21 protein-coding genes are annotated in these 25,613 nt (G+C 72.5%); 8 read left to right on the top strand and 13 right to left on the bottom strand.

Annotated features, from left to right (window positions below):
• Positions 1-135 precede the first annotated feature (135 nt).
• Positions 136-1,014: a DUF1003 domain-containing protein gene (locus CC117_RS12895; RefSeq protein ID WP_071083928.1), complete on the top strand. Its 879-nt coding sequence runs from the start codon at positions 136-138 to the stop codon at positions 1,012-1,014.
• A gap of 123 nt (positions 1,015-1,137) precedes the next feature.
• A complete protein-coding gene (locus tag CC117_RS12890) occupies positions 1,138-3,018 on the top strand; it encodes a D-alanyl-D-alanine carboxypeptidase family protein (RefSeq protein WP_071083927.1) in 1,881 nt (626 codons plus the stop codon).
• A 40-nt stretch (positions 3,019-3,058) separates the two neighbouring features.
• On the opposite strand, the gene CC117_RS12885 is transcribed toward CC117_RS12890, so the two are convergent.
• The 3 genes from CC117_RS12885 to CC117_RS12875 form a co-directional block, all read right to left on the bottom strand.
• Positions 3,059-4,246 (bottom strand): YihY/virulence factor BrkB family protein, encoded by a 1,188-nt coding sequence (locus tag CC117_RS12885; protein WP_084132028.1) that lies wholly within the window; start codon positions 4,244-4,246, stop codon positions 3,059-3,061.
• Positions 4,247-4,254: 8 nt separating this feature from the next.
• Positions 4,255-4,806: a 2'-5' RNA ligase family protein gene (locus CC117_RS12880; protein ID WP_071084007.1), complete on the bottom strand. Its 552-nt coding sequence runs from the start codon at positions 4,804-4,806 to the stop codon at positions 4,255-4,257.
• Between the two features lie 228 nt (positions 4,807-5,034).
• Positions 5,035-5,898, bottom strand: a complete 864-nt coding sequence (locus tag CC117_RS12875; protein WP_071083925.1) for a serine hydrolase domain-containing protein — start codon at positions 5,896-5,898, stop codon at positions 5,035-5,037.
• Positions 5,899-6,021: 123 nt separating this feature from the next.
• Here CC117_RS12875 and CC117_RS12870 point away from each other — a divergent pair, with 123 nt between their 5' ends.
• A complete protein-coding gene (locus tag CC117_RS12870; protein ID WP_407673509.1) occupies positions 6,022-7,254 on the top strand; it encodes an NAD(P)/FAD-dependent oxidoreductase in 1,233 nt (410 codons plus the stop codon).
• 154 nt (positions 7,255-7,408) lie between these two features.
• On the opposite strand, the gene mdh is transcribed toward CC117_RS12870, so the two are convergent.
• Positions 7,409-8,341 (bottom strand): malate dehydrogenase, encoded by a 933-nt coding sequence (mdh, locus tag CC117_RS12865; protein ID WP_071083923.1) that lies wholly within the window; start codon positions 8,339-8,341, stop codon positions 7,409-7,411.
• Between the two features lie 412 nt (positions 8,342-8,753).
• Positions 8,754-9,002, bottom strand: a complete 249-nt coding sequence (locus tag CC117_RS12860) for a DUF3017 domain-containing protein (protein ID WP_071083922.1) — start codon at positions 9,000-9,002, stop codon at positions 8,754-8,756.
• Positions 9,003-10,190: 1,188 nt separating this feature from the next.
• Between CC117_RS12860 and CC117_RS12855 the strand changes: the two genes are divergently transcribed.
• Positions 10,191-10,511, top strand: a complete 321-nt coding sequence (locus CC117_RS12855; protein WP_071083921.1) for a hypothetical protein — start codon at positions 10,191-10,193, stop codon at positions 10,509-10,511.
• A gap of 121 nt (positions 10,512-10,632) precedes the next feature.
• Here the strand turns inward: CC117_RS12855 and purH are convergent, their stop codons facing one another.
• Both purH and CC117_RS12845 read right to left on the bottom strand, forming a co-directional pair.
• Positions 10,633-12,978, bottom strand: coding sequence for a bifunctional phosphoribosylaminoimidazolecarboxamide formyltransferase/IMP cyclohydrolase (purH, locus tag CC117_RS12850; RefSeq protein ID WP_084131996.1), 2,346 nt, complete (start codon positions 12,976-12,978; stop codon positions 10,633-10,635).
• A 208-nt stretch (positions 12,979-13,186) separates the two neighbouring features.
• Positions 13,187-13,804, bottom strand: a complete 618-nt coding sequence (locus tag CC117_RS12845; protein WP_071083920.1) for a helix-turn-helix transcriptional regulator — start codon at positions 13,802-13,804, stop codon at positions 13,187-13,189.
• 159 nt (positions 13,805-13,963) lie between these two features.
• Between CC117_RS12845 and CC117_RS12840 the strand changes: the two genes are divergently transcribed.
• Positions 13,964-14,539, top strand: coding sequence for a hypothetical protein (locus CC117_RS12840; protein WP_071083919.1), 576 nt, complete (start codon positions 13,964-13,966; stop codon positions 14,537-14,539).
• On the opposite strand, the gene CC117_RS12835 is transcribed toward CC117_RS12840, so the two are convergent.
• The 6 genes from CC117_RS12835 to CC117_RS12810 all read right to left on the bottom strand — a co-directional run bounded on the left by CC117_RS12835 (position 14,440) and on the right by CC117_RS12810 (position 21,904).
• On the bottom strand, positions 14,440-15,762 hold the full coding sequence (locus tag CC117_RS12835; RefSeq protein WP_071083918.1) for a cell division protein PerM: 1,323 nt from the start codon (positions 15,760-15,762) through the stop codon (positions 14,440-14,442). The genes CC117_RS12840 and CC117_RS12835 overlap by 100 nt on opposite strands.
• Before the next feature lie 307 nt (positions 15,763-16,069).
• Positions 16,070-16,645 carry a hypothetical protein gene (locus tag CC117_RS12830; RefSeq protein WP_116287773.1) on the bottom strand — a complete coding sequence of 192 codons (576 nt, stop codon included), beginning with the start codon at positions 16,643-16,645 and terminating at the stop codon, positions 16,070-16,072.
• Positions 16,620-17,474: a hypothetical protein gene (locus CC117_RS12825; protein WP_071083917.1), complete on the bottom strand. Its 855-nt coding sequence runs from the start codon at positions 17,472-17,474 to the stop codon at positions 16,620-16,622. Before CC117_RS12825 ends, CC117_RS12830 begins: the two co-directional genes overlap by 26 nt.
• Positions 17,475-17,682: 208 nt before the next feature.
• Complete coding sequence (sucD, locus tag CC117_RS12820; protein WP_071083916.1) at positions 17,683-18,555, bottom strand: succinate--CoA ligase subunit alpha; 873 nt, start codon at positions 18,553-18,555, stop codon at positions 17,683-17,685.
• A 22-nt stretch (positions 18,556-18,577) separates the two neighbouring features.
• Positions 18,578-19,744 carry an ADP-forming succinate--CoA ligase subunit beta gene (gene sucC, locus CC117_RS12815; protein ID WP_071083915.1) on the bottom strand — a complete coding sequence of 389 codons (1,167 nt, stop codon included), beginning with the start codon at positions 19,742-19,744 and terminating at the stop codon, positions 18,578-18,580.
• A 453-nt stretch (positions 19,745-20,197) separates the two neighbouring features.
• Positions 20,198-21,904, bottom strand: coding sequence for a protein kinase domain-containing protein (locus CC117_RS12810; RefSeq protein WP_071083914.1), 1,707 nt, complete (start codon positions 21,902-21,904; stop codon positions 20,198-20,200).
• Positions 21,905-22,168: 264 nt separating this feature from the next.
• Here CC117_RS12810 and CC117_RS12805 point away from each other — a divergent pair, with 264 nt between their 5' ends.
• The 3 genes from CC117_RS12805 (at position 22,169) to CC117_RS12795 (ending at position 25,531) form a co-directional block, all read left to right on the top strand.
• Positions 22,169-23,623, top strand: a complete 1,455-nt coding sequence (locus CC117_RS12805; RefSeq protein WP_071083913.1) for a carboxyl transferase domain-containing protein — start codon at positions 22,169-22,171, stop codon at positions 23,621-23,623.
• A gap of 99 nt (positions 23,624-23,722) precedes the next feature.
• Complete coding sequence (locus tag CC117_RS12800; protein WP_071083912.1) at positions 23,723-24,574, top strand: lipase family alpha/beta hydrolase; 852 nt, start codon at positions 23,723-23,725, stop codon at positions 24,572-24,574.
• Between the two features lie 219 nt (positions 24,575-24,793).
• A complete protein-coding gene (locus CC117_RS12795) occupies positions 24,794-25,531 on the top strand; it encodes a M23 family metallopeptidase (protein ID WP_071083911.1) in 738 nt (245 codons plus the stop codon).
• Positions 25,532-25,613: the final 82 nt, after the last annotated feature.

The raw sequence follows: 25,613 nt of genomic DNA, 5'->3' as shown, positions 1-25,613 counted from the left end.
GGTTTTTCCGGCAGGTGCGGCCGATCAGCGACGTGTCGGTTCGGGCCGCCGTGGGTTCTTCTCCTCGCGGCCTGCTCTGGAGTGCGTGTCGGCCTGCCCGTGTACGGCAGCCCGAACGCGGAGGGGACGTCTCCCATGAGCGTGAACACCACCACCCGCCTCGCAGTGCGACGAGGAGCCCACCCCGACCGGCTCGATGTGCCGGTCGCCGGACGCTCCCCGCTGATCTCCGCCCGGGTGGATCGTGAATCTCTGAGCCGGGGAGCGGAGACCATCGCCCGTTTCCTCGGTACCGGGCGATACCTCGCCATTCAGACCTGTGTGGTGATCGTCTGGATTGCGCTCAACGTGGCCATGCCGCTGCTGCGGTGGGACCCTTATCCCTTCATTCTGCTGAACCTGGCCTTCTCCACCCAGGCGGCCTACGCGGCGCCGCTCATCCTGCTCGCCCAGAACCGGCAGGACGACCGGGACCGCGCGTCGCTGGCCGAGGACCGGGCCGCCGCGATCCGGATGCGGGAGGACACCGAGTTCCTGACCCGCGAGGTCGCGGCTCTGCGCCTGGCGCAGAGCGACACGGCCACCCGGCAGTACATGCGGGGCGAGCTGTCACATCAGCTCGAGTCGCTGCGTGGTGACATCGAGGACCTGATCCGCTCGGCGCTCGTGCCGGTGGCGCCCGCGGCGCAACCTCTTGTGGCAACCCCGAACGGGTCCGCGGCGCTTCCGGCCCGCACGGTCGTGGCGGCATCGTCAGCGTCCGGCACGTCAACCGTCGTCCCGCCGACACCGGCGGAGCCAGCTCCGGCCGCCCCTGCCTCGACGGATCTCACGCCGTGGGATCGCGCCGGTCAGGGCACCGCGCCCACGCCGCAGACCGGTGCCCCATCCGAGACGACACCCGCGGACGCGGGTACCACAGGGGGCCATCTCTTCATCCCGACGCGAACTGGTTCGCGGGGCGGACGAAAGGTACCTATCCGCACGACCCGCACACGTATCCGAGACACGTGAGCCGGGAAACTCACCAGACGAAGATCGACCGGTAACGTTCGGTAGGTGCACGCCGGCCGCACGCGTCGCCCCTGCCCTCACCAGCCTGCCCCGCACCGCGTCCGGCAGGCGGTCGCCGCGACGGTGGGTCTCGTTGCCACGCTTCTCATCGCGCTCACCGCTGCCCCATCACCCGCCGCGGCGACGTCAGGCCAGGCGAGCACCGGTCTGGCCAGCACCGGGCAGGTGGGAGCCGGTACGGGTGCTCCTCTTCCGCCCTGGCCGCTGGCCGCCCGGGCGATCCCGGGTGAGCCGCTGGCCGCGGTGTCCCCTGCTGCTCGGGTACCGGCGGCGACTCCGGTACCGGCTGCGGCCGCGGTGACAGCGCCGGCACCCGCGGCAGGGGCGCCGGCCGCCTCCGGCGGGCCGGAGGCGAGCGTGTCACCGCCGGCAGGCATCACCGCCGAGGCCTGGTTGGTCGCGGACGCCACCAGCGGCGCGATCCTCGCCGCCCGTAACCCGGAGCTGCCGGACCTGCCGGCCAGCACGATGAAGATACTCACCGCGCTCGTCGTGCTGCCGAGCCTTCCTCCCGACCGCCAGGTGGCGATCAGCGACGAGGCGGCACGGGTCGACGGCACCCGGGTCGGGCTCGTTCCCGGCGTCCACTACACCGTGCGTGACCTGGCCACGGCGATGCTCATCGCCAGTGGGAACGACGCCACGGTGGCTCTGGTGGAGGCCGCTGGTGGTCRCCGGGCCGTCCTCGACCGGATGAACCGGCTGGCCGCCGAGCTCGGCGCCCGCGACACCGTGGCCGGGGATCCCACCGGGTTGGACTCCCCCGGCCAGCACACGACGGCCCATGACCTGGCGGTGATCGGCCGCGCGGCGCTCAACCAGCCGGTCGTGCGCGGCTACCTGACAATCCCGCGGGCCTCGCTGCCGGGGCGCGGCGACGAGCGTTTCGAGATCGCGAACCACAACGCGCTGATGAGCACCTACGACGGCACCATCGGGATCAAGAACGGCTACACCGTGGCGGCCGGCGCCACGTTCGTCGGCGCGGCGACCCGCAACGGCCGTACTCTGATCGTCTCCCTGCTGCGCACGGTCCCCGCCTATGCGGCGGATGCGCGGGCGCTGCTCGACTGGGGCTTCGCCCATGCGGCGGACGTTCGCCCGATCGGCCGCCTGGCCGACCCGGCCGCGCCCGGCAGCGACGCGGCCGCGGCGGGCGAACCGGGCCTGTCCGGCGACGCCGGCGAGGGTTCCGCGGGTGCCGGCGAGACGGCGGGCGGCAGCAGCGCCGGTGATCCTGCCGACGCCAGTGACGGCAGTGACGGCAGTGACGGCCAGGCCGGACTGGCGGAGGCCTCTCGGGCCGGGGGTATCGGAACGGTGACCTGGCTGGCCCTGGCCGTCACCATCGCCGCGACCGTGCTGACCCTCGCCGGACGCGCCCGCCGCCGAGCTCCCGCTCCCCGCCGGGGCGCCCGGCACGCCACCCGCACCGCTGCCCGACCGGCCCGCGGCCGGAGCCGGAGCCGTGGCCCCGGCCCGTCGTGGGAGCCCGCGCCCCCGCCGGGTCACCTTCCCGGCCACCGCCGTCAGCCCGGCCACAGCAGCAACCACAGTCTCAGCAGCGCCCGTGACCACGACCGCGACTACGGCGTCCGGCACGGCGACAGCCGTCAGCTGGGCGACGTACACCGTGGCGGCGCCCGCCGCCACGACGGCGCCGGTGACGGGGTTACGAGTCGGGTTACAACTCGGCAGCGGATCGCACGCGCCGCGGCTGGAGGGCAGCCCTGGCGAGCCCGGCCGGACGCCTCGACCGGCCCCGGCGAGGCGGTGGCGCGCACCCGGGCGCGCCAGGGCCCGCACCACCCGCCAGACGGCCCCCGGCACCTGGTCGGGCTTCCCTCACTACGTCCTGAACCACAGCAGGGCGATGACGGGGGCGAGAATCAGCGGCACCTCGAGACTCCGCCGTACGGCACCGTCCGCTCGCCCGCCCCGTAGGCCTCCGCGTACCTCCACGTACCTCCACTTACCTCGAGGGTCAGCGCCCGACGGGGGTCCGGTCGCGGTGGTGAGCAGCCTGCCGGCGGCGCAGCCAACGCTGCCGCCAGGACCCGACCTGGCCGGCCGCCCCGCCGGTGCGCAGCCGGGCTGCCTGACCATGGCCAGCCGTCCGGCTGGTCGGCCCCACCGCGGGCGTGCCGTCGGGCCCTGCGCCCGGGGCCGCCTCTGGTGTGCCACCGTAGGCCGCCGCTGCACGCTCGTCCGCGGACGTGGCCGGTCGGCCGTCACCAGTGGCCGCCACGCGTACGTGTCCGTCCACGGCGGGGTCCTCCTGGGAGCTGTCCGTCGAGGCTGTGCCGGAGGGGTCGACGTCCGAGTCGAAGGGCGCCGTCACGGCCCAGGCGGCGACGAACAGCATCCACCGCATCATGRTGTTGATCCAGATGAGCAGCCCGACGATGACGGCGAACGTCCCGTACACCGGGTTGGACGTCGTCTGGCCGACCAGCCAGGTGCCGAGGAGCTTCAGYAGTTCGACGCCGAGAGCACCCAGCAGGGCCGCCCGCAGCACCCGGTGACGGTTCGTGTGCTCCGGCAGCCGCCAGAAGATGTAGACGAACACGACCATGTCGAGGACCAGGGCGAGTGCGACCGCGAGGATGCCGGTGACCCAGGCTGCGGCGGTGTTCCCCTCGAGCCCGATCCAGCGCAGGAACCAGCCGGTGGCCGAGGTCGCGAGACTGGTCACGACCAGCGATGCGAACAGGGCGAGCCCGAGGCCGGCGAGGATCGCGACGTCCTTGAGCCGCCGCAGCACGAAGTTCCCGGTCTCCAGGCTCTGGTGCCAGATGATCCGGATGCTGTCCCGCAGCGCGGATACCCAGGCGAGGCCGGCGAGCAGCAGACCGGCGATACCGATCAGGCCGGCGCCGACCTTTGCCTGACCGATGCTCTCGACATCCAGGCGGTCGGCGAGACCGGGCAGATAGTCGTTGATCTTCTCGACGATCTTTGCCTGGGCGTCCGGATAGGCGTCCACCACGAAACCGGTGATCGAGAACACCAGCGCCATGATCGGGAAGAAGGAAAGGAAGGCGAAGTACGTCGTGGACGCGGCGACCCGGTCACCGCCGTCCCCCGTGTAACGGCCGTACGCGCGTATCGCGTGGTCGATCAGCGGGCGCCGGCGGCGTACCTCACCGACGGCACCTTCCACCGATGCCACGCCTGACTTCACCGCATCCCGTCGTCCTGCCACGTCGGCCTGCCACCCCCGCATGCAAACGGAAAATGACGCAACTGGCGCCAGGCGCAGTCATCTCCGCGTTCGTAGAGCTCGAAACCTGTCACCTCGAACTGCGCACGGTATTCGGCCAACAACTCGGCGGCGCGATCCATCGACTCCTCGTCGATGTCGTGGGCGACGGTCACGTGTGGGTGGTACGAGAACCGGGTCGGGCGATCCAGCGGGCCGGACCGAACAGCCTTCTCCAACAGCTCGCAGCAGGAGATTCCCATCGCGAGGGTCACGAACACCACCGGCGACAACGGGCGGAAGGTCCCGGATCCGCGCAGGTGGATGACGAACGGCTCGCCGCCGGAGGCGACCTCGGCCAGGTGACGTTCGATGGCCGGAAGCTGGGCGATCGGCACTTCGGTAGGGCCGAGCAATGTGATGTGCGGCACGATGAGCGCCGCGTTGGGGTCACCCACCCGTCTGCGCCAGTCCCGGAGCTCTGTGCGAAATGGCTCCGGGATCCCGATGGCCACTCCGATGGAGCGCATGGAGTCCTTCACCTGGCGCCGTTCCCGGCCGCCCGTGCGGCGGCTGACCAGGTGGCACGGGACAAGCTCTGCCGACCTACCATGGCGCCATCATGGCCCACGAGACCACGCTGTCTCCTCGGGACCAGAGATGACCTCGCTCCGCTACCGGACGTGGACGAATCGCACCAGGTCAGCCTTGCCGACCGTGTCCACAGGATGACAGATCGGCCAGACCGGGCGGGTAGATCAGGCCCCGGAATCCGCACGCACGCCGAGCTCGGCGAGGACCCCCGCGGACAGCACCGGCCACGCCGCGGCGGCCCATTCGCCGAAGTCCCGGTCGGTCAGCGCGACGCAGGCCACGGACGCCTCCGGGTCGACCCACAGGAAGGTCCCCGACCGGCCGAAGTGGCCGAAGGTCCGCGGGCTGTTGGCCGGGGCCGTCCAGTGCGGGCTCTTGTGCCCGCGGATCTCGAACCCGAGACCCCAGTCGTTCGGGTTCTGCGCTCCGAAGCCGGGCAGGATGCCGTGCAGGCCCGGGAAGGCGACCGACGTCGCCCGTTCGAACGTCGCCGCCGACACCAGGGTCGGCGCGAGCAGTTCGGCCGCGAACGCGGTCACGTCCGCCAGCGTCGCCAGCACCCCGAAGGCCGGCGAGCCGGCCAGGGCTGCCGCCTTCATGCCGAGCGGGACGAAGACGGCCTCGGCGAGGTAGGTCGCGAACGGGATGTCGGTGACCTGCTCGAGGTGACGTCCGAGCTCGTCGAAACCGGCGTTCGAGTAGATCCGGCGGGTGCCCGGCCGGGCCAGCACCCTGCTGCTGGCGAACGCCAGGCCCGACACGTGCGCCAGCAGGTGCGCGACAGTCGACCCCTCCGGCCCCGCCGGGTCGTCGAGGGCGAGGGCCCCCTCCTCCACCGCGACGAGCAGCGCGTAGGCGCTCATCGTCTTGGAGACCGAGGCCAGCCGGAACGGCACCTCCGGATCGCCGCTGAGACCGACCTGACTGACCTGGCTGGCCTTCTCACCGTCGTGCCCACCGTCGTGCCGCAGCACGGCGGCCGCGGCTGTTCCGACGGGCCAGTGGTCCAACTGCCGGAGCGCGTCCATGCCCGRCACTCTACGAACTGGCCCGGCCCCGGGCCGGCTCGGCACCCGAGGCGGTTCTGGCCGGGTACCGCACGAAACCGGTGCCTGGTCGGCGTCTCCTGCCGGGCTGCGACACTTGCGGACGTGCCCGACCCAGTATCCAGCCCGCACCCGCACACCAGGCCCGGAGCGGGGGGCGGCGAGCCCCCTCTGGACCTGCTTGTCGTGGGCGGTGGCCCTGCCGGCAGTGCTGCCGCGCTGCGGGCGCTGCAGCTGCGTCCCGAGGCGCGGGTTCTGATCGTCGACGCCGCGGAGTTTCCCCGCGACAAGACCTGCGGGGACGGCATCGCCCCGCACGGAGTGGACGTCCTGCGCACGCTCGGAGTCACCGACGTGACCCACGGCTACCGCCCGGTGGACCGGATGCGGCTGCGTACCCCCGGCGGCGCCGAGGTCGCGACCCCCTCCGAACGGGCCACCCATGTGATTCCCCGGGAGGTCTTCGACGCGCGGCTGATGGCCGCCGCCCGGGCCCGCGGCGCCGACTTCGCCCGCCGGCGGGTCCGGGCGCTGGAGATCGTCGCCGGTGACGGTGCGGAGCCGGTCGTCGCCGTCGACGGCGGCGCGCTGCGTGCCCGCGTCGTGATCGGCGCCGACGGCGCGCACTCGGCCGTGCGCCGGGCGCTCGGCATCGCGCCGAACCCGCCCGAAGGGCTCGCCATCGCCGTACGCGCCTACGCCGACGCACCCAAGGACGACCGGCCACCCGAGCAGCTCATCGACATGACGGACGAGGGCTGGCCGGCATACGCCTGGTCGTTCCCGATCGGTGACGGCCGGGCCAACATCGGCTACGGCATGCTCCGCTCGCGGCTGCGCGACAGCGACGGCACGCCGAAGGCCGTCCTGCACGGGACGCTCGCCCGCATGCTCCCGGACACCCCGGCCTACGCGGGCACGCTGCGGGCGCATCACCTGCCGCTGTCCACCCACCGCCCGAGGCTGCCGGACGGACCGGTGCTGCTCGCCGGCGACGCCGCGTCCCTCATCAACCCACTGACCGGTGAGGGGATCTACTACGCGCTGCTGTCCGGCTCGCTTGCCGGCCAGGCGGCGGTCACCGCTCCCGGGCCGGCTGCGGGACGGGCCTACCGGCGAGCCCTGGGCCGGGAACTCGGCCGGCACCTGAGACACACCACGCTGCTCGCCGACCTCGCCGGCCGCCACCGCCCACTGATGGATGCGGCGGTGCGCTCGGCCAGCCGGYGGACCGAGCTCTACGACAGCCTCGTCGAGCTGGGGCTGGGCAAGGGGACGATCCCCGCCGGGTCGCTGGCACGGCTCGCCGCCCGCCGCACCGCACGCGGCCTGCGCTGACCTCCTGCTGCCTGTGCCCGGACGTCGGCCCACAGGCCCCGAGACGCGGACGGTGCGGGCTGTGGGCCGACGCGGTCGTACGTGATCATGCAGTGTTTCGGTGTTTCGGTGTTTCGGTGGTGCGGTGGTGCGGTTCGGTGGTTCTGGGTCGTGCCTACAGGCTGGCGACGTCCGCCTGCTTGGCGCGCACGGCCTCCGCCGCGGTCTTCAGCGCGGCCAGCTCGCTGTCGGTCAGGCCGATCTCGACGACCTTCTTCACCCCACCGGCACCGATCTGCGCCGGCACACCGAGGTAGACGTCCGAGATGCCGAACTCACCCTGCACCCAGGCGCAGACCGGCATCAGCACGCCGGAGTCCTCGGCGATGGCCTTGACCATGCGCGCCGCGGCCGCGGACGGGGCGTAGTAGGCCGACCCGGTCTTGAGCAGCGCGACGACCTCCGCGCCACCGTTGCGGGTGCGGTCCACGAGCTCGTCGATCTTCGCGGCCGGCAGCAGGTCGCTCAGCGGCTTGCCGTCGACGGTGCACTGCGAGGGCACGGGGACCATCGTGTCGCCGTGCGACCCCAGCGTCAGTGTCCGCACCGACGCGACCGGGACGCTCAGCGTCTCCGCCACGAAGTTGGTGAAGCGGGCGGTGTCGAGCATGCCCGCCTGGCCGATCACTCGCGACCGCGGGAAGCCCAGGACGTTGGCGGCGAGCGCCGTCATCTCGTCGAGCGGGTTGGAGACGACGACGACGACCGCGTCCGGCGACGTCTTCGCGATGTTCTCCGACACCTGACGAACGATCTTGGCATTGACCTCGATGAGGTCCATGCGGCTCATCCCGGGCTTGCGGGGCAGGCCGGCCGTGATGACGACGACATCGGAACCGGCGGTGTCACCGTAGTCGTTGGTCCCGACGATCTTCGTCTCGAAGCCCTCGATCGACCGGGACTGGTTCAGGTCGAGCGCCTGGCCCTGCGGCTTGCCCTCGACGATGTCCGTCAGCACGACCGTGTCGAAGATGTTGTACTCAGCCAGTCGCTGCGCGGTCGTCGAACCGTAGAAACCGGCCCCTACGACAGTGACTTTTCCCGGCATTGGACTGATCAGCTCCCCAGTATCGCGATGATCGCCAAGGCGATCTCGGCGGTGCCCACGGCGGGGTCGGTACGCGCCGGCGAAAAGGTCGCAGGTGACCGACGTGCCCTCGTCCGATCGGATCGGCGGCGGCCTCGCCATCCCCCAGGGGGAGGCCGGTCGGTGCGGGCCGGGTGCCGCCGCCGGGTATCAGGGCTACGTGACGGTTCGCCATAGGCGCGGTTCGCCCCGCTCATCTGGGCACGGTTGTCCGATGACCTGCCGAGGCTATCGCGCGAGTCGGACAGACGGCAGGGACGGCGACGCGCGCCACGTCGCCCCGTCACGGTCCCCGGGCGCCCGCCGGCGGCAGGTACAGCCGGTGACGGGCCGGACCGCGATCCCAGCAGCCGGTTTCCGCGTCCGGACCCGGTCACCCGCCGACATGGGGAACCGCCAGGGTGAGGACGATCACAGCCGTACCCAGCACGACGAGGGTGACAGTGTCGAACAGCCGGCCACGGACGGCCAGCATGCCGACTTTCGGGGTGGGAAGACACAGGCGCAGCACGGCCCCCACCAACATCACACCACCCACGGTGAGGATGCCTCGCCGCCAGTGATCCTGGGAGACGAAGAGGAAGCCCAGCCCGACGCCGGCCAACACCCCGGCGAAGAGCACCCGACCGAACCGCCCGCCGGACGTCTCCGCCTCCGGCCCACCCGCGCCACCCGGCCGGGAGGACGATGCCGCTGCCCCGGACCCGGTCTGACCCGCGTGGCCCRCCTGCCGAGGCTGCTCGGCCGTCTGGCCCACGGCGACGCGCTGCGGAGGACTCCCACGCCCACCCGGCCCTCGCACCGTCGGCGGGGCGGCGGTCTCCGGCGACGCGGCGCCCGGTGGCCGCCTGTGGGCCGACTGCCCGTTCGGAGCCCACGGACCCGGCCCACCCGCATCCGGGGCCCGCACCTGGGGTGCCCGGGTATCCCGAGCCCACCTGTCCGGTGGCCGGGCCTCCTCGCGGTGATCCGGGCCCCACCCCGGCGGGACCCTCCCAGCTGGCGGCGCCGCACCCGGTGATGGCGTGCCCGGCGACCGCGCTTCGGGTGGCGGCCGGCCGCCCGGGCGCTCGCCCGGCGCCCGGGAACGGCGGCGCGGCAGGTCCTGCCCACCATCGGCGCCCTGGTGGGTCCGTGCCGCCGGTGGCCCCCAGGCCCCGGAGCCCAGCCCCGCTCCCTCGTCGCCCCACCCGGGCGGTCCGTTCCACCCGTCTGGCGCGCTGCCGCTCACCTRCTCCCGCCTCCTCGGCCCGTTCCCCCGCCGCGCCGCGCTGCCGGGTGCGGGTCGCGGGGAACGGCCACTCCGAGCCCACACAGTAGGCGCCACCCACCCGCCGTGGACAGGCAGCCGCCCACCCCACCGACCCCACCGCCCGACGGCGCACCGCCCCGTGGCAGCCAGCCCGGGTCGGCGCCGGAAAGGCGGACCATCAGCCCGGGGAGCAGCCGACGAACAGCCGGTTCCTCCCGGGCAACCGGCCCGGGATCACCGGAACCGACCGGTGCCGCGATGGCTCCGGCGTGGTACCCCGTCCGAGTATCTCCGGGCCTGCAGACGTCAACGTCATCACAACACGAACACTCGCCACGCCTGCCGCCCCGATTCGCCTTCGAGCTGCGGAACTCGCTGGCCAACGACACTCCTCAGCGCCCACAGGGAGTTTCAGGCCCTACCGAAGCACACATCATGCACTACGGACGACCGTCTCACGCCATCTCACCACCAACGACATAGCCCCCCCCGAGTGCACACGTCGTGCGCGACTGGGGGAGACTGCCGCCGCGGTCCCCAAATGGTAGGGAGTTCGACGTGGCAGACGAATCGCCGCACAGCAAGAAGCTTCAGGAACTGATGTTCCGGGCGTGGGAAACCTTCGGCGACGCCCGCCATCTCGACAGCGATGACCGGGTCTTCGTGCAGGCGCTCGCGCGCCAGACCGCAGACCGCATCTCCGTCCTTTACGGGGCGAGCTGGCGAGAGGCGCTCGACTGGGTGGCACAGCGGTACGTGCCCACTGCGGATCTGCCGGGCGGGACGACGCCGGCGACACCGACCAGCGCGTCCTCGAACGGCAGCCCGGCCGTGCCCCGGCGCGGGACGGCCGCCGCCGAGGTCGGTTCGACCTCCTGACCGCCGCCCCGGCCGCACTACGGCCCGGTTTATCCCCGGCCTGCACTCTCCCTCGCCCGCGGCCCCGCCGTAGCCCGCGCTGACGGGCGACGGCCGGACCAGGCGGTGGCAGGCTTCGGTGTCAGTGCGCGAAGTGGCGCACCCCGGTGAAGTACAGGCTTACTCCGGCCTCGCGGGCGGCAGCGATGACGCTCTCGTCGCGCACCGAGCCGCCGGGTTCGACGACCGCGCGCACGCCGGCGTCGGCGAGCACCTGGAAGCCGTCCGGGAACGGGAAGAACGCGTCGCTGGACGCCACCGCGCCCTTCGCCCGGTCACCGGCGCGGGAGACGGCCAGGCGGGCGGCGTCGACCCGGTTGACCTGGCCCATCCCGACGCCGACGGTCGCTCCGGCCGAGGCGAGCAGGATGGCGTTCGACTTGACCGAGCGCACCGCGCGCCAGGCGAAGCCGAGGTCGGCGAGGGTGGCCTCGTCCACCGGCGAGCCGGCCTCCAGGGTCCACCCGGACGGGTCGTCGCCCGCGACGTCGAGGGCGTCGCGGGACTGCAACAGCAGGCCGCCGGAGATCTGCCGCAGTTCCACGCCCCGTGGGTGGAGCGGGGGCGCGCAGACGAGGAGCCGGATCGACGGCTTGCGGGAGAGGATCTCCACGGCGCCGGGCTCGTAGTCGGGCGCGACGACGACCTCGGTGAAGATCTCGGCGATCTGCTCGGCCAGCTCGACGCTGACCGGGCGGTTCACCGCGATGACGCCACCGAAGGCGGACACCGGGTCGCAGGCGTGTGCCCTGCGGTGCGCTTCGGCCACGGTCGCGGCGACGGCGATGCCGCAGGGGTTGGCGTGCTTGATGACCGCGACAGCCGGGTCGGCGAAGTCGAACACCGAGCGCCAGGCGGCGTCGGTGTCGGTGTAGTTGTTGTACGACATGGGCTTTCCGTGCAGCTGCCGCGCCGAGGCGAGCCCGCCGCCACCGTCCTCACCGACGTACAGCGCGGCCCGCTGGTGCGGGTTCTCGCCGTAGCGCAGCACGCTGGTGCGGTGCCACTGTGCCGCGAGCACATCCGGCCAGCCGGTCTCCTGTGCCGTCTCGTCAGGTGCCAGCGCGCTGGCGAACCAGGATGCCACCGCGGCGTCGTAGGACGCCGTGTGAGCGAAGGCGCGGGCCGCGAGCCGGCGCCGGGTGGGCAGGTCGTAGCCGGATCCACGGACGGCGGCGGCGAGGTCGCCGTAGTCGCCCGGAGAGACGACCACCGCCACGGAGGCGTGGTTCTTCGCGGCTGCACGCAGCATGGCCGGCCCGCCGATGTCGATCTGCTCGATCGCCTCGTCCTCGCTCGCGCCGGAGGCGACGGTCTCCCGGAACGGGTACAGGTTGACCACAAGGAGGTCGAAGGGCTCGATGTCGAGCTCCGCCAGGACGGCGGCGTGCTCGGCGTTGCGCAGGTCGGCCAGCAGGCCGGCATGCACGCGGGGGTGCAGCGTCTTCACTCGGCCGCCGAGCACCTCCGGGAACCCGGTGACGGTGCTGACCGGTGTGACGGCCACGCCGAGGCGGGCCAGGCTGTCGGCCGTCGAGCCGGTCGACACCACCTCGACACCGGCGTCGACGAAGGCGGCGGCAAGCTCCTCCAGCCCGGTCTTGTCGTACACGCTGACCAGCGCGCGGCGCAGCCGGCGGTGGCCGGTGGCCACCAGCTCACCCGGGGCGTCGACCCGCGGCGCACCACCCGGAACCGCTCCGCCGCCCGTGCCGCCCTGACCGACCTCGGTCGTCGACGCCCCCGACATGACCCCTCCTGAACCGTTCACGATGCCTCCGTTGGCATGAGCTTCCATCGCTTCGACCTCGGGGGCCGGACCGCCCGATGCGGTGGTTCCCGGCGGCCTGCCCTCCCATGAGAGCTCACCGCGGACGAACCGGCCGATCGCGGCGACAAAGAGGCCACGCTCCACGGCCTGAATCCGGGCCCGCAGACTGTCCTCGTCGTCCTCGGGGCCGACCGGGACGGCCGCCTGCTCGATCACCGGCCCCGTGTCGACGCCCTCGTCCACCCAGTGCACCGTCACCCCGCTGATCCGCACTCCGGCGGCCAGCGCGTCACGCACAGCGTGCGCTCCCGGGAAGGCCGGGAGCAGGGACGGGTGGGTGTTCACCGTCGGGAAGCGACCGATGACCTGCGGTCCGAGGATCTTCATGTAACCGGCGAGCACCAGCAGATCCGGGTCGAAGCCGGCGATCCGCTCGGCGGTGGCCGCGTTGAACGCCGCCCGGTCGGCACAGTCCTCCAGCCGCACGGTGAACACCGGTACCCCGGCGGCCTCGGCACGCCGCTGCGCGAGGGTGCCCGCCCGGTCCGTACCCACCGCGACCACGCGCGCGTCGAACGCCTCGTCCGCGCACGCGTCCAGGATCGCCTGCAGCGTGGTGCCCGCCCCCGAGGCAAGGACCACTAGACGTGCGGGCACACAACCCTCCGTGAATCATGAAACGACCGGCCCCACCGGCGGTGGCATACCGGGCACACGCCCCCGCCAGCACGGGCCCGGAGCGGCAACGGTCCGAATGTACTTTCTCGGTGCCCCAGACACGCCGGACCAGCACGGAACGCACCCGGCACACCAGCCGTGCCGCCAACGGCCGGTGCACTGCCGCGCGCACCCGAGGAGGCGCCCCTCAGGCGGCCCAGCTGCCGCCCCAGCCCGCCTCCGGACCGTCCTGGTGCACCATCACCGCGGCCGGCGACCGCACCCAGTCGACGTCGGGGCCGGGGCCGTCGCAGGCACGGCGGCCGTGCACCCCGGCGGCGCCGGCGGCGCCGGCCGCCTCCGAACCAACCGCGGCATCGCCGCCCGCGAGGAGGCCACCGTTCTCGCGACGGTACCGGCGAAGGGCACCGCCGACGCCGGTGGCCGGCGGCGTCCGCCCGGGAGCGGGTGCAGCCACGGCCTCCGCCTCGCCGAGATCCAGCCCGTCCAGCAGGTCGCCCGGCCGGCAGTCGTAGAGCTCCGCGAGCCGCGTCAGCGTCAGCGCGGACGGCGCCCGGCCACCCCGCGCCGGCCAGACCTCCCAGTACGAGATCACTTTGCCCGTCTTCACCGCACCGGCACCGGGCCACCGCTCGTTCCACCGGCGGGCGACGTCCTCCTGGGTCCAGCCGTGCGCCAGCCGGTACGCGACACGGGCGTTGAGCCGGTGGCCACGGCGCAGTTCCAGGGCGATGCGCCGATAACTCCAGCCGAGCTCACGCAGCCGGGCCGACTCGGCCCGCAGCGCCTTCGAGGTGCGTGGCATCCCACCTCCCAGATCTGATCAACAGAATCCGGAAGCTATCGGATGGGGCCGACATTCCGGTCCGGGCCGACCCACGCCCGTCCGACTCCTACGATGTCGTCCAGGGACGAGCCCCGGACCGCCGAAGGCCGGCTGCGCCGCGGGGAAACGGAGAGATCGGTGTCCAACCCGCCTGATCACGACCCCGTCGGCCCGCCGGGATCCGCCCCGGTGCCAGGCTGGCAGGGCCACCACGAGACACCGCCCGGCAGGTCGTTCCCGGACGGCCTCCTCGCCCGCTACACCCGTCGCGGCACCGACCCCGGTCAGCTGCCGCCGCCCGGCCGCGGCACGGGGCGGCTGGCCCTGGCGCTGGGCGCACTCGCTCTGGTCACGAGCGTCTTCATCATCGGCGGGGTGGTCGGCGTCGCCGCGATCGTGGTGGGCATGCGGGCACGCGCCCACGCCCGGCGCAACCGTGGCGGCGGCGTCCGGAGCAGCCTGGGCGGCGGGCGCGGCGGGGACGCCACGGGCGCAGGTGGTGGCACCGGGACCGTCGGGCTGGCCCTCGGCGCGCTGTCGCTGCTGATCGCGTTCACCGTCGCCAGCGGGATGTGGGTCTTCTACGATCGGCACGGCGACGATCTGCACGACTATCAGGAATGCCGGCGCGGCGCCCGTTCCGCCCAGGAGCTCGACGACTGCAGCCGCCGCTTCAACGACGCCGTCCGCACCGATCCCACCTCGAACGGCTGACCGRCACGGCGCGCCGCCAGTTCCGCCACACAGGACACGAGCACGGCCACCACCGCGAGCTCCGCGGCCGCGGCCAGGCCGACCGACCAGGCCGTCGGCCCGAAGCGCACCGACCCGCTCCCGATCCGGCCGGCGGACGACGCTGCGGCGAACATCATCAGCAGCCCGCTGACACCAGCCGCGGCGAGCATGCGGCCCAGACGGCTCCGGTGGCCGGCCCCGGGTGTTCCGCGCCGTACCGACAGCGCGAGCATCGTCCCGGCGATGACGGGCACGACGGCCAGCACGAGCCAGCCGCCCTGGGGCAGCGGACCGGGTGGCAGCRCAGCGAACACCGGCAGGTCGGGAAGCACCGCCACGTGTACCTCGTCGGGCCGTACGAAGCCGCTGCCGGTCCCGAATCCCGGGCCGAGGGTGTAGGCCAGCGCCCACAGAACGAGGTTGGGCAGGATCGCGAGCTGGATCGCCGCCAGGCCGACCCCACCGACGACGCCGGCCTCGAGCTCGCGGTCCGTCGCCGCGATCTCCGGAAGGGTGGCGGCCAGGACCAGCGCGACGCCGAACGCCGACACGGCGATCATCGAGGTGAACGCGGCCAGCGCCGCCGCGACGGGCACCCGGACGGAGCCTGGCAGCGAGCGCCAGGCCGACCGCAGTGCCCCGTAACCGGACAGTACGCCGATCGCCGCACCCGTCAGGCTGAACGACAGCGCTCCGACGAGCACCGAGAAGATGTCCGGACGAGCCGCCGGCGCCGACACGATCAGAGCGATCACGAGGACGAGGATCGTCTGGGTGCCTGCCACAAGAGCGACATCGCGGGCCACGGCACCCCACGGCGGCGTCTCGACCCGCGGCGGGCGGGCCGGCCGAAGGCCGAGGCCCCGGGGCCGCAGACCCCGCTCCGGTGGGAGTCGTTCGAGGCCGGTGGTGGCCGTCCGGTGACCGGCGGTCGTCGCCGCGAGGATCGGCAGGAGTGCGAGGCCGAGGGGGAGCAGGTCGACCGGTCCGCCCGGCAGGCGCACGGTGGCGCCGTGCGCGAGCAGCCACAGGTCCGCGCCGATCCGTGAGGCGTCCTGCGGCCCGGCGGACGAGCCGGTGTCCGTCCCCCACACGACGAGCACGATGAACTGGATGAGAACGAGGCCGGCTGCGCTGGTCGCCACGGCGCTCACCACCGAGCGACCGTGGCGCGCCCAGGCCGCCGGCAGGGGGCTGGGCATGGCCTGTTCCTCGGTCAGATGGCTTCCGGGCTGCGCCCCCGGGGCAGCTCCGGTCGGCGCACCGGAGTTTCGGAGGGAAGCAGCCACGCCGGCAGGCTTGCACGGACGGAGGACCACTTCCGGGACAACACGCCGGGATTACTGAGAACGACTCACGTCGGTAACAGGACAGGGAGAAAACCCCACGCCGGCAGGCCGGGCCGATAAGGTTCCCGGCCCTGTGCCCCCACTCAGGTGGCGTGTTCACCGGCCGCCCGGCATCCGGGCCACCGCCTGCGCGGCAGCTGCCCCACGGCCGTGCACAAGCCTACGGCCGCTGCGGGCGCCGCACGGCCCAGGCGCAGGCAGCCAGCTCGGCGCTGGTGCCCGCCAGGGCCGCGTACAGCCCGGTACCGGCGGTGGCAGGCATCCGCGTCCTGCCCGCCATGGAGCGGGCGGGCAGGACCGGATCGACGAAGGCGGGCATCGTCAGCCAGACGACCACGACGGCCAGCACCGCGCCGCCGGCCAGCAGCATGGCCGTGCCGGCGGCCGGCACCGGGAGCCGCCCGCGGGTGGCCACCCGGCCCAGGGCAGGGACCCGCCGCGCCGCCGCCGGCAGGACGACCACGGAGGTCAGCCCGGCGCCGAGGCCCATTGCCAGGATCGCCGCAAGGCCGAGATCCGATCCGGCGGCGGAGCTCCGGTAGGAGCTGTCGACCGGGACGGACCAGGGCAGGAAGACCGACAGGACGACCAGGAGACCACCAGCGAGGATTCCTGCCCTGGCCAGGCCAGGGCCGAAGTGGTCGCCGGAGCGCGCACCGGTGCCCTCGGCCGTCGGAACAGCGAGGGCTGGTGGCGGCCGGCGAATCGACTCAGCGGTCGGAGGGCGGCTGACCATAGCCGGGCTGCTGCTGGCCATAGCCGCCCTGCGGGGGCTGCTGACCGTAACCCTGCGGAGGCTGCTGACCGTAGCCACCGGGCTGCTGCTGGCCGTACCCRCCCGTCGGCGGCTGCCCGTAGCCGGGCTGCTGCTGACCATAGCCAGGCTGCTGCTGCTGGCCATAGCCGCCCTGCGGGGGCTGCTGACCGTAACCCTGCGGAGGCTGCTGACCGTAGCCACCGGGCTGCTGCTGGCCGTACCCGCCCGTCGGCGGCTGCCCGTAGCCGGGCTGCTGCTGACCGTACGGCTGCCCGTACCCGGCGGGCGGCTGGCCGTAGGGCGGCTGGTTCTGGCCCGGGTAGCCACCACCGGACGACGGGGGGTTACCGGCGACACCGGACCCGGCGCGCAGGTTCAGCACGTTGAACACCGTCTGCACGATGGCCGCGATGAGGACGATGAACAGGCCGAAGGAGGCCCCGCCGTCGTAGCCGCTCGGGAGGGACGGGTAGGCGATCCACCGGATGATGATCAGGAGCACCGCCAGGCCGGATGCACCGGCCAGCACCGCGGTCAGCGGGACGGGCAGCGTGGGCAGACGCAGGTTCGCGAACGTCAGTGCCGAGACGAGGCCCGCCACCGCGATCACCAGCAGGATCGCCAGCCAGCCCCAGAACCAGCCTTTGGGATCGGTGCTCCACCCGCTGAAGCTGTCCGAAACGGATGAGCCGAAGAAGTCCGTGCTAATGGAGAACCACGGCAGGAAACTGAAGATGAACGTTGCGGCGCCGGCGCCGATCACACCGACGTCGTTGGTCGCGACGCTACGACCACCGATTTGTACCACGACAGGAATCCCCACTTCGTCTGGTCGGTCGGTCAGGTGGGCCGACCATCTTCCCACGACCCATCCTGACCGCAACAGGAGTCTTACAGCAAGGCCGCAAGACGGAAAGCGTTCGCGTCCGCGCCCCCCGCCCCGCGACCCAAAAACTCCTGGACCGCCCGACGCGGGGGCCTCCCTCGTGGCAGAAGAAGACCCCCCGCGAACAGTGTTACAGCGACCGCATGATGTCAGCCATCAGCCGTGCGGTTTCGCTCGGGGTCTTGCCGACGCGCACGCCGGCCTTCTCCAGAGCCTCCTTCTTCGCCTGCGCGGTGCCCGAGGAGCCGGAGACGATGGCGCCGGCGTGGCCCATCGTCTTGCCCTCCGGGGCGGTGAAACCCGCGACGTAGCCGACGACGGGCTTCGTCACGTGCGCCTCGATGTGGGCCGCCGCGCGCTCCTCTGCATCTCCGCCGATCTCGCCAATCATGACGATCGCCGCGGTGGCGGGATCGGCCTCGAAGGCGTCGAGGGCATCAATATGTGTCGTCCCGATGACAGGGTCGCCACCGATACCGACGCATGTGCTAAACCCGAACTCACGCAGTTCGTACATCATCTGGTAGGTGAGCGTGCCGCTCTTGCTCACCAGACCGATCCGCCCACCCGGGGTGATGTCGGCGGGGATGATGCCGGCGTTCGAGGCACCGGGGCTGGCGATACCCGGGCAGTTCGGGCCGATGATCCGAGTCGTGCCCTTTGACTGGGAGTAGGCAAAGAACTCGGTGGTGTCATGCACCGGCACGCCCTCGGTGATCACCACGGCGAGCGGGATCGCGGCGTCGACGGCCTCGATCGCGGCGTCCTTCGTGAACTTCGGCGGAACGAAGATCACGGAGACGTTCGCACCGGTCTCGGCCATGGCGTCGGCCACCGACCCGAAGACCGGAACGCCCTCGACCTGCTGACCGACCTTGCGCGCGTTCACACCGGCGACGACCTTGGTGCCCGCGGCCAGCATCCGCCGAGTGTGCTTGCTGCCCTCGCCGCCGGTGATGCCCTGCACCACCACGCGGCTGTTCTCGTCAAKCCAGATTGCCATCGGTTGTGTCCTCCGACCCAGGTCAGGCCGCAGCCGCGGCGAGCTCGGCGGCGAGCTTCGCCGCGCCGTCCATCGTGTCCACCGGCTTGACCACCGCGAGGTTGGCCTCCTTCAGAATCCGGCGGCCCTCCTCGGCGTTGTTGCCGTCGAGGCGCACCACCAGCGGGGTGGTGACGTTCCCAACGATGGCGAGAGCCTGGACGATGCCGTTCGCGACGGCGTCGCAGGCCGTGATCCCACCGAAGATGTTGACGAAGACGCTCTTGACGGACGGGTCGCTCAGGATGATCGACAGACCGTTCGCCATGACCTCGGCCGACGCGCCACCGCCGATGTCGAGGAAGTTCGCCGGCCGCTGGCCACCGAACTCCTCACCGGCGTACGTCACGACGTCCAGCGTCGACATGACGAGGCCGGCACCGTTGCCGATGATGCCGACCTGGCCCTCGAGCTTGACGTAGTTGAGGCCCTTCTCCTTGGCCTTCTGCTCCAGCGGGTCCACCGCGGCGACGTCGACGAGCTCGGCGTTCTCCGGGTGCCGGAAGTCCGCGTTCTCGTCCAGGGAGACCTTGCCGTCGAGCGCGATGACCCGGCCGTCACCGGTGAGGATCAGCGGGTTCACCTCGACCAGCGTGGCGTCGGACCTGACGAACACCTCCCACAGCTTCACCAGCAGCGTGGAGGCGCCGTCGAGCGCCGCTTCCGGCAGCTTGGCCGCGACCGCGATCTCGCGGGCCTTCGCCGCGTCGACGCCGGTCAGCGGGTCGATGTGGATGCGCGCCAGGGCACCGGGATTGGTGGCAGCGACCTCCTCGATCTCCATGCCGCCCTCGCGGGAGGCCATGGCCAGGAAGGTCCGGTTGGCGCGGTCGAGCAGGAAGGAGGCGTAGTACTCCTCGGCGATGTTGCTCGCCTGCTCGACGAGGACGGAGTGGACCGTGTGGCCCTTGATGTCCATCCCCAGGATGTCCGACGCCCTCGCGAACGCGTCGTCCGGTCCGTCGGCGACCTTCACACCGCCGGCCTTGCCGCGGCCTCCGGCCTTGACCTGAGCCTTGACGACCACCTTGCCGCCAAGCTCGGTCGCGATCTCACGTGCCTGTTCAGGGGTTGTGGCAATCCTCCCGGTGGGTACCGGTACGCCATGTTCGGCGAAAAGCTTCTTCGCCTGATATTCGAAGAGATCCACGGTCCGTCCAGTCGGATGCGGTCGGTCAGGGGATGCACAGAACGCCTGCGAGCCTACTGACGAGGCTCCTGGGACGCTCGGAGCCGGACAGCGGCCCGACGTTGATCCCGGTCACCTCCCTGACCGCGACACCCCCGACCCCGACCCGTCACAGGGGACCCTCGACCCAGCGGGCCCGCGCGCTTTCGTGGCGGCTCCCGTGCACGCAGAACCGCGTCAGACAGGCATGTTTCGGTTCAATTCGCGGCCCGGACAGCCGGCGGCACCGGCAACCGAAGGGGCACCACCCAGCATCACGCCGCGTGGCGGACAGTCACCGGGCTCCGACCCTGCCGGAGGCCGCATGTTCCCATAGCCCGACGGTGGACGTGGATATGTCCGATCTCACACGCCCCGATCCGTACACTGATCAGCCTACGGAGGGGGCGAACGCAGTCAGATCCGCGTTATCGGTCAGAAAACCACCCAGACCGCGGTGCCGATGACAAGAGCACTCACGATGCCGAGCCAGCCCAAACCGATGCCGAGCGTGGCGGCGAACGTCCCGCGCCGCGGATGACGGCGCAGCTGCAGCCGGGCGACCAGACCCAGAACCACCGCGGCGATGCTGCCCACCCCGAAGATCCACAGGATGCCGAGGGCAAGAGAGAGCAGTGCGCAGGTGTTCCACTGCTCCAACAGCCGCATCCGCACCCCCGCCACCCCCGCCGTGCGCGGGCCTGGCGGCGCAGGCGGCGGCCCGACGACCCGGGGCCCGGATGGCAGCCCAGCCGCCGCTCCCGACGGGTCCGGACCCTGCCCCATCTGCCACGACCGCGGATCCGGTGGCGCGGTGAGCGGGACGGCATCAGCCGGGCGGAAGGTCGGCTCGCCGCGGTTCGGGGCCTCTCCCTTCCCCTGGCGGTGCTGCTCCCACCCGACGGCCGGCGGTCCACCGGGCAGGGGGCTTCCCGGCGGCCGGCTTCCGGGCGGCGGGCTTCCGGGCGGCGACGCCGGCAGCGGGTAGCTCGGCGGCGACATCGGGACCCGCGCCGCCGGCTCGGAGAACGACGGGGGGCTGGCCGGAGGGACGGGATGGGCCGGCGGCGGCTGTCGCGCCGAGTCGCGTGCCGGGCCCCACGACGGACTCGTGCCCCGCCCCGCGACACCCGGGCCGGAGGTGGCACGGAAGGACGACGCCGGGGGTGGCGGGCCGACGGGCCCCGCACGCTGCGGCGGCTGAGGGCTCGCGACCGGAGTCGGGCGCGCCGGGGTCGGCGAGTCGGGAGCGGAGACCCCGAAGGCGGGAGACGGCCCCGTCCAGGTCTGTTCCAGGACGGATCCGGCGGCCCGGTCCGCGTCGGCGACGCCGTGGACCTCGTGGCCGACCAGCGCGGCCAGCACACCGGCCGGGCCCGGCCGGTCCTGCGGTGCCTTCGACAGCGCCTGGGCGACCAGCCCGCGCAGGTAGCCGGGAAGATGGTCGAGATCGGGCTCGTCACGCTGGACGCGCTGCGCCAGCAGGTCGGGAGCCTCAGCGTGGAAGGGGTGCCGCCCGGTCGCAGCGTAGGTCACGCAGCTCGCCCAGGCGAAGACGTCCGCCGCGGTCCCGGCTGCCTCGCCGCGCATCTGCTCGGGCGCCATCCACGCGAGAGTGCCGATGACGTGGCCGCTGCGCGTGAGCGTCGCACTGTCGGTGAGCTGGGCGATCCCGAAGTCGATGACCTTCGGGCCGTCCCAGGCCAGCAGGATGTTCGACGGCTTCAGGTCACGGTGGACAACGCCCACCGAGTGAATGGCCACCAGCGCGTCCGCGAGCCCGACCGCCAGCCCGCGCACCAGGTGGGGTTCCAGCCGCCCCCGGCGACGGACAGCGTCGGCCAGGTTCACACCTTCGACGTACTCGGTCACCATCCATGGCTGGGACGCGGTCGTGTCCGCGTCGAGCACGCTGGCCACGGCTCCGCCGCGCACCCGCAGCGCCGCACGGACCTCACGCTCGAAGCGGAACCGGAACTCGGCGTCCTCGGACAGCTCAGCGGCTGCGACCTTGACCGCGACCGGTTCGGAATCCGGAGTGAAGCCGAGATAGACGGTTCCCATGCCACCGGAACCGATGCGGTTGTGCAGCCGGTAGCGGCCAACCTGTCTCGGGTCTTCCTCCGTCAGCGGTGTGAGCATGACTCCCCTCGCCCGGGCCTGCACCGAACATGACCGCTCCAGGAGCAGAGCAGACCAGAGTATTCCGAACCATATGACGCATGAGGAAGTGGTCGGCGACGGGTGGCGACCGGCGCGGCGACCGCGGACGGAGCATCCGGGACGGCACCCGCGACGCGCATTCCGGACGGACCGACCACTGCCCGTGCCGGCGGGGTACCCATGCGAGACCGATCCCACACAGCGTGGCACCGCTGACCCCGGCAGCAGCGAACATCTGTAGGCATGGCGCAACGCAGGAGCATCCCACCGGCCACGGACTGGCGGGCCGCGCTGCTGGCCGATGTCATTCGCCGGCCCGCCAGCCCGGGCGCGCCCAACCGCCTGCACTGGCCGGACTACGACGGCCGGCCGGCGCTGTGGTGGGGAACCGGCCCGGTCGAGGGGGTGCCGGCGGTTGTCGCGGTGTGGGACTTCACCGTCCACGGGGGCAGCTTCGGCGAGGCCGACGCGGCCGCCTTCACCGCCGCGGCCGGGGCGGCGGTCGCCGGCGCCTGGCCGCTGGTGTCTCTGGTCCGCAGTGGCGGGACCCGTCTTCAGGAAGGCGTCGCCGGACTCGTGGGCCTGGCCCGGGTGTCCCTCGCCCTCGGCGACGTGGCCCGCGCCGGCCTCGCGCACATCGCTGTTTCGGACCATCCCACCACCGGTGGCATGTGGGTCACCGTGGGGTCCCGGGCTGATCTGCGCTGCGCGGTCCTCGGCGCGACCGTCGGCTTCGCCGGACCCAGGGTCGTCGCCGCCGTGACCGGTGAACTGCCACCGCCGAACAGTCATACCGCGCTGTCCGCACAGGCCGCGGGGCTGGTGGACGCGGCCGTCGAGCCGTCCGAGGTCGCGGACTGGCTCCGTCGGGCACTCTGCTCGGTCGGACCCCCGAGACCAGCGACCGCGGTCACCCACAGGGCTCCGGCCGACGGCGACGGCGACGGCGACGGCGAGAACGGCAACGCGGAAGACCACCGCAGCGGGTGGGAACAGGTACAGGTCGCGCGGCGCGGGCCCCGCCGGGCCGCCGGGCTCATCCTCGGCGACCTGCTGCCCGACGGCGTGGACCTCGCCGGTCCGGACCGGACGGTGCGGGCTCGGGCCGGCCGGCTGGCCGGCACACCGGTTGTCGGAGTCGCCCTGGCGGCCGGACGCGACGAGGCACCCGGCCCGGACGGCTACCGCCTGCTCACCCGCGCGGCCGACCTCGCCGGGCGGCTGGGACTGCCCCTGATCACCCTGGTCGACACGCCCGGGGCGGCCTGCGGGCCGGCGGCCGAGGCGGGCGGTGTCGCGAGGGAGATCGGCGCGGCGATGGCAGCCGTGCTCGGCTGTCCCTCCCCGACGATCTCGATCGTTCTTGGCGAGGGCGGTTCCGGCGGTGCGCTCGCTGCCTGCTGCACCGACGTCGTCCTGCTGTCTCCCGACGGCTATCTGACCGCTCTGTCACCGGAGGGCGCAGCCACCACCCTGCGGATCACCCCGGCCGCAGCCGCGGACAGCGCAGGCCTGCTTCCCCGCGACCTGACCAGGTTGGGCTTCGCGGACGGCGTCCTCGCCCGCAGCGACACCGATCTGCCCGGTCTGACACACCGCGTCAGGGATCTTCTGGATGTGCTTACCAAGAGTGACAGCTACGTCCGCCTTGCGGCAAGAAAGACGAAATGGTCGACAGGCTTGGGTGGCTTTCAGTAGCGTCGGTCACCCGCCCTGCCACCAACGCAGGCCCGCACGAAGGGGACGGTCATCGACACCCGGCTGTTCACCCGGATCGCAGCGCCCCAGCTCGACGGGATGAAGGGGCTCGTGGTCGAGGCGGCCTGCATCGCCACCCATGCCGTGCTCTACCCGGCCGCCGTGATCGGGCGCCGGCGCGACGGTGGCCCGGCCGACCACTACCRCCTCGGCGATCTGACTCCTCTGCAGCGGGGGTTGATCGTCGGGGACCCGACGACCGCGCGCACACCGGTGCTGCTGGTGCACGGTCTGGTCGACAACCGGTCGGTGTTCGCCCGACTGGAGCGCTCCCTGCGCCGGCGCGGCTTCACGACCGTGACGGAGATCGACGTCCCGCTGTTCGCGACCAGTGTCGAGGCCGCGGCGGAGCAGCTCGCCGAGACGGTCCGCCAGGTCGTCGGGCGGCACGGGCATCCCGGCGTGCACATCGTCGCCCATTCGCTCGGCGGGCTCGTGGCCCGCTACTACGTGCAGCGGCTCGGCGGCGGCGACCACGTCCGCACCCTGGTGACGCTGGCGACGCCGCACAACGGGACCCGACTCGCCCGCCGGCTCCCCCGGGTGGTCGCCTACCGGGTCCTGGCCCAGCTGCGGCCAGGGTCGTCGCTCCTGCGTGACCTCGACGAGCCGGCGCCCGGGATCGGGACCCGCTTCGTCGCTGTCGCGGGCGGCCTGGACACGATCGTCCGCCCGGACGAGGCGAGGCTCATCCACCCCGACCTGATCGCCGAGAACATCCTGGTGGACGGGGCTGGACACCACAGTCTGCCGTTCAGCAGCGCGGTCGCACACATGATCGCCGGCGTGCTGGCACCCGCCCCCACACCGGCACGGACGTCCGCAGATCGGCACGAAGGTGCTACACCTTTGCGGCTAGTTGGAAGCATCTGTCCGAAACGGACGGTGTAGCCTCCTCCTCGGTTTATGGGATCCCTCCTCCCGACCGGTCATCCGGCGGGTGCCTTGCGACCATGGGAGTGCGCGTTGACGCGACCGCAGTTCCCGAGATCCGAGCACGGAGAACGCCGACGCAGAAATGCCCCGCCCGTTGACGGGCGGGGCGCGTCCGTGCCCGGTAGATCGGGATTCGCCGCCGTTCAGCTACGGCGTACAGGAGTTGCCACGGCGGTGGTTTCGACCATCGGCCTGGCCATGATCAATACGACCGGCATCGCGCATTCCGAGGCGCCGGCGCAGCTGGAGGCCGGTCCTCCCGGCACCGTGGTCGGAGCGTCCTCGCTTCCGGCCGGCAGCAGCGTGCAGGCCGGCGGCAGCGCCGTGACCACGCAGGTCGTGGTCGCCGCCGGCGGCACGGACGATCTGCACGGCGACGGCTCCGTCGACGGCGAGGCCGCGGAGGCGCAACGCCGGCTGGGTGACCTGCTCCAGGCCCGCGACGAGATCGTCGGCCGGGAGGCCCTCGCCGTCGTGGCCCAGCGCAACGCGGCGATCGCCGCGGAGGCGGAGCGGGCCGAGGCGGCGCGCTGGGTGCGCCCCATCGAGGCCCGGATCACCCAGGGCTTCGGCGGCTCGAACCATCACATCGGGGTGGATTTCGGCGCCACCCACGGAACACCGATCCACGCCGCGCATCGCGGGACGGTGATCTATGCGGGCTGGGAGACGGGATACGGGAACTTCGTGCAGATCATGCACGAGAACAACGTGGTCACCAGCTACGGCCATCTCTCCCGTATCGATGTTCGGCTTGGCCAGGAGGTCGCCACCGGCCAACAGATCGGCCTGGAGGGCAACACCGGCAAGTCCACCGGGCCGCATCTGCATTTCGAGGTCCGACTGAACGGCCAGTACGGGACCAAGGTCGACCCGCTGACCTGGCTCGCCGGCCACGGCGTCCATTACTGACCGCCGGGCCGCCAGCTCCGGGGCAGCCGGTGAACCACGATCCCGCCGGTCCCGGCTGGTCGCGGGGCGTCCCGCGACCAGC

The sequence above is a fragment of the Parafrankia colletiae genome (genome assembly GCF_001854655.1).
Lineage (GTDB): Bacteria > Actinomycetota > Actinomycetes > Frankiales > Frankiaceae > Parafrankia > Parafrankia colletiae.
The sequence above is the reverse complement of the archived record's forward strand: the minus strand, read 5'-3'. Positions and strand labels throughout refer to the sequence as shown.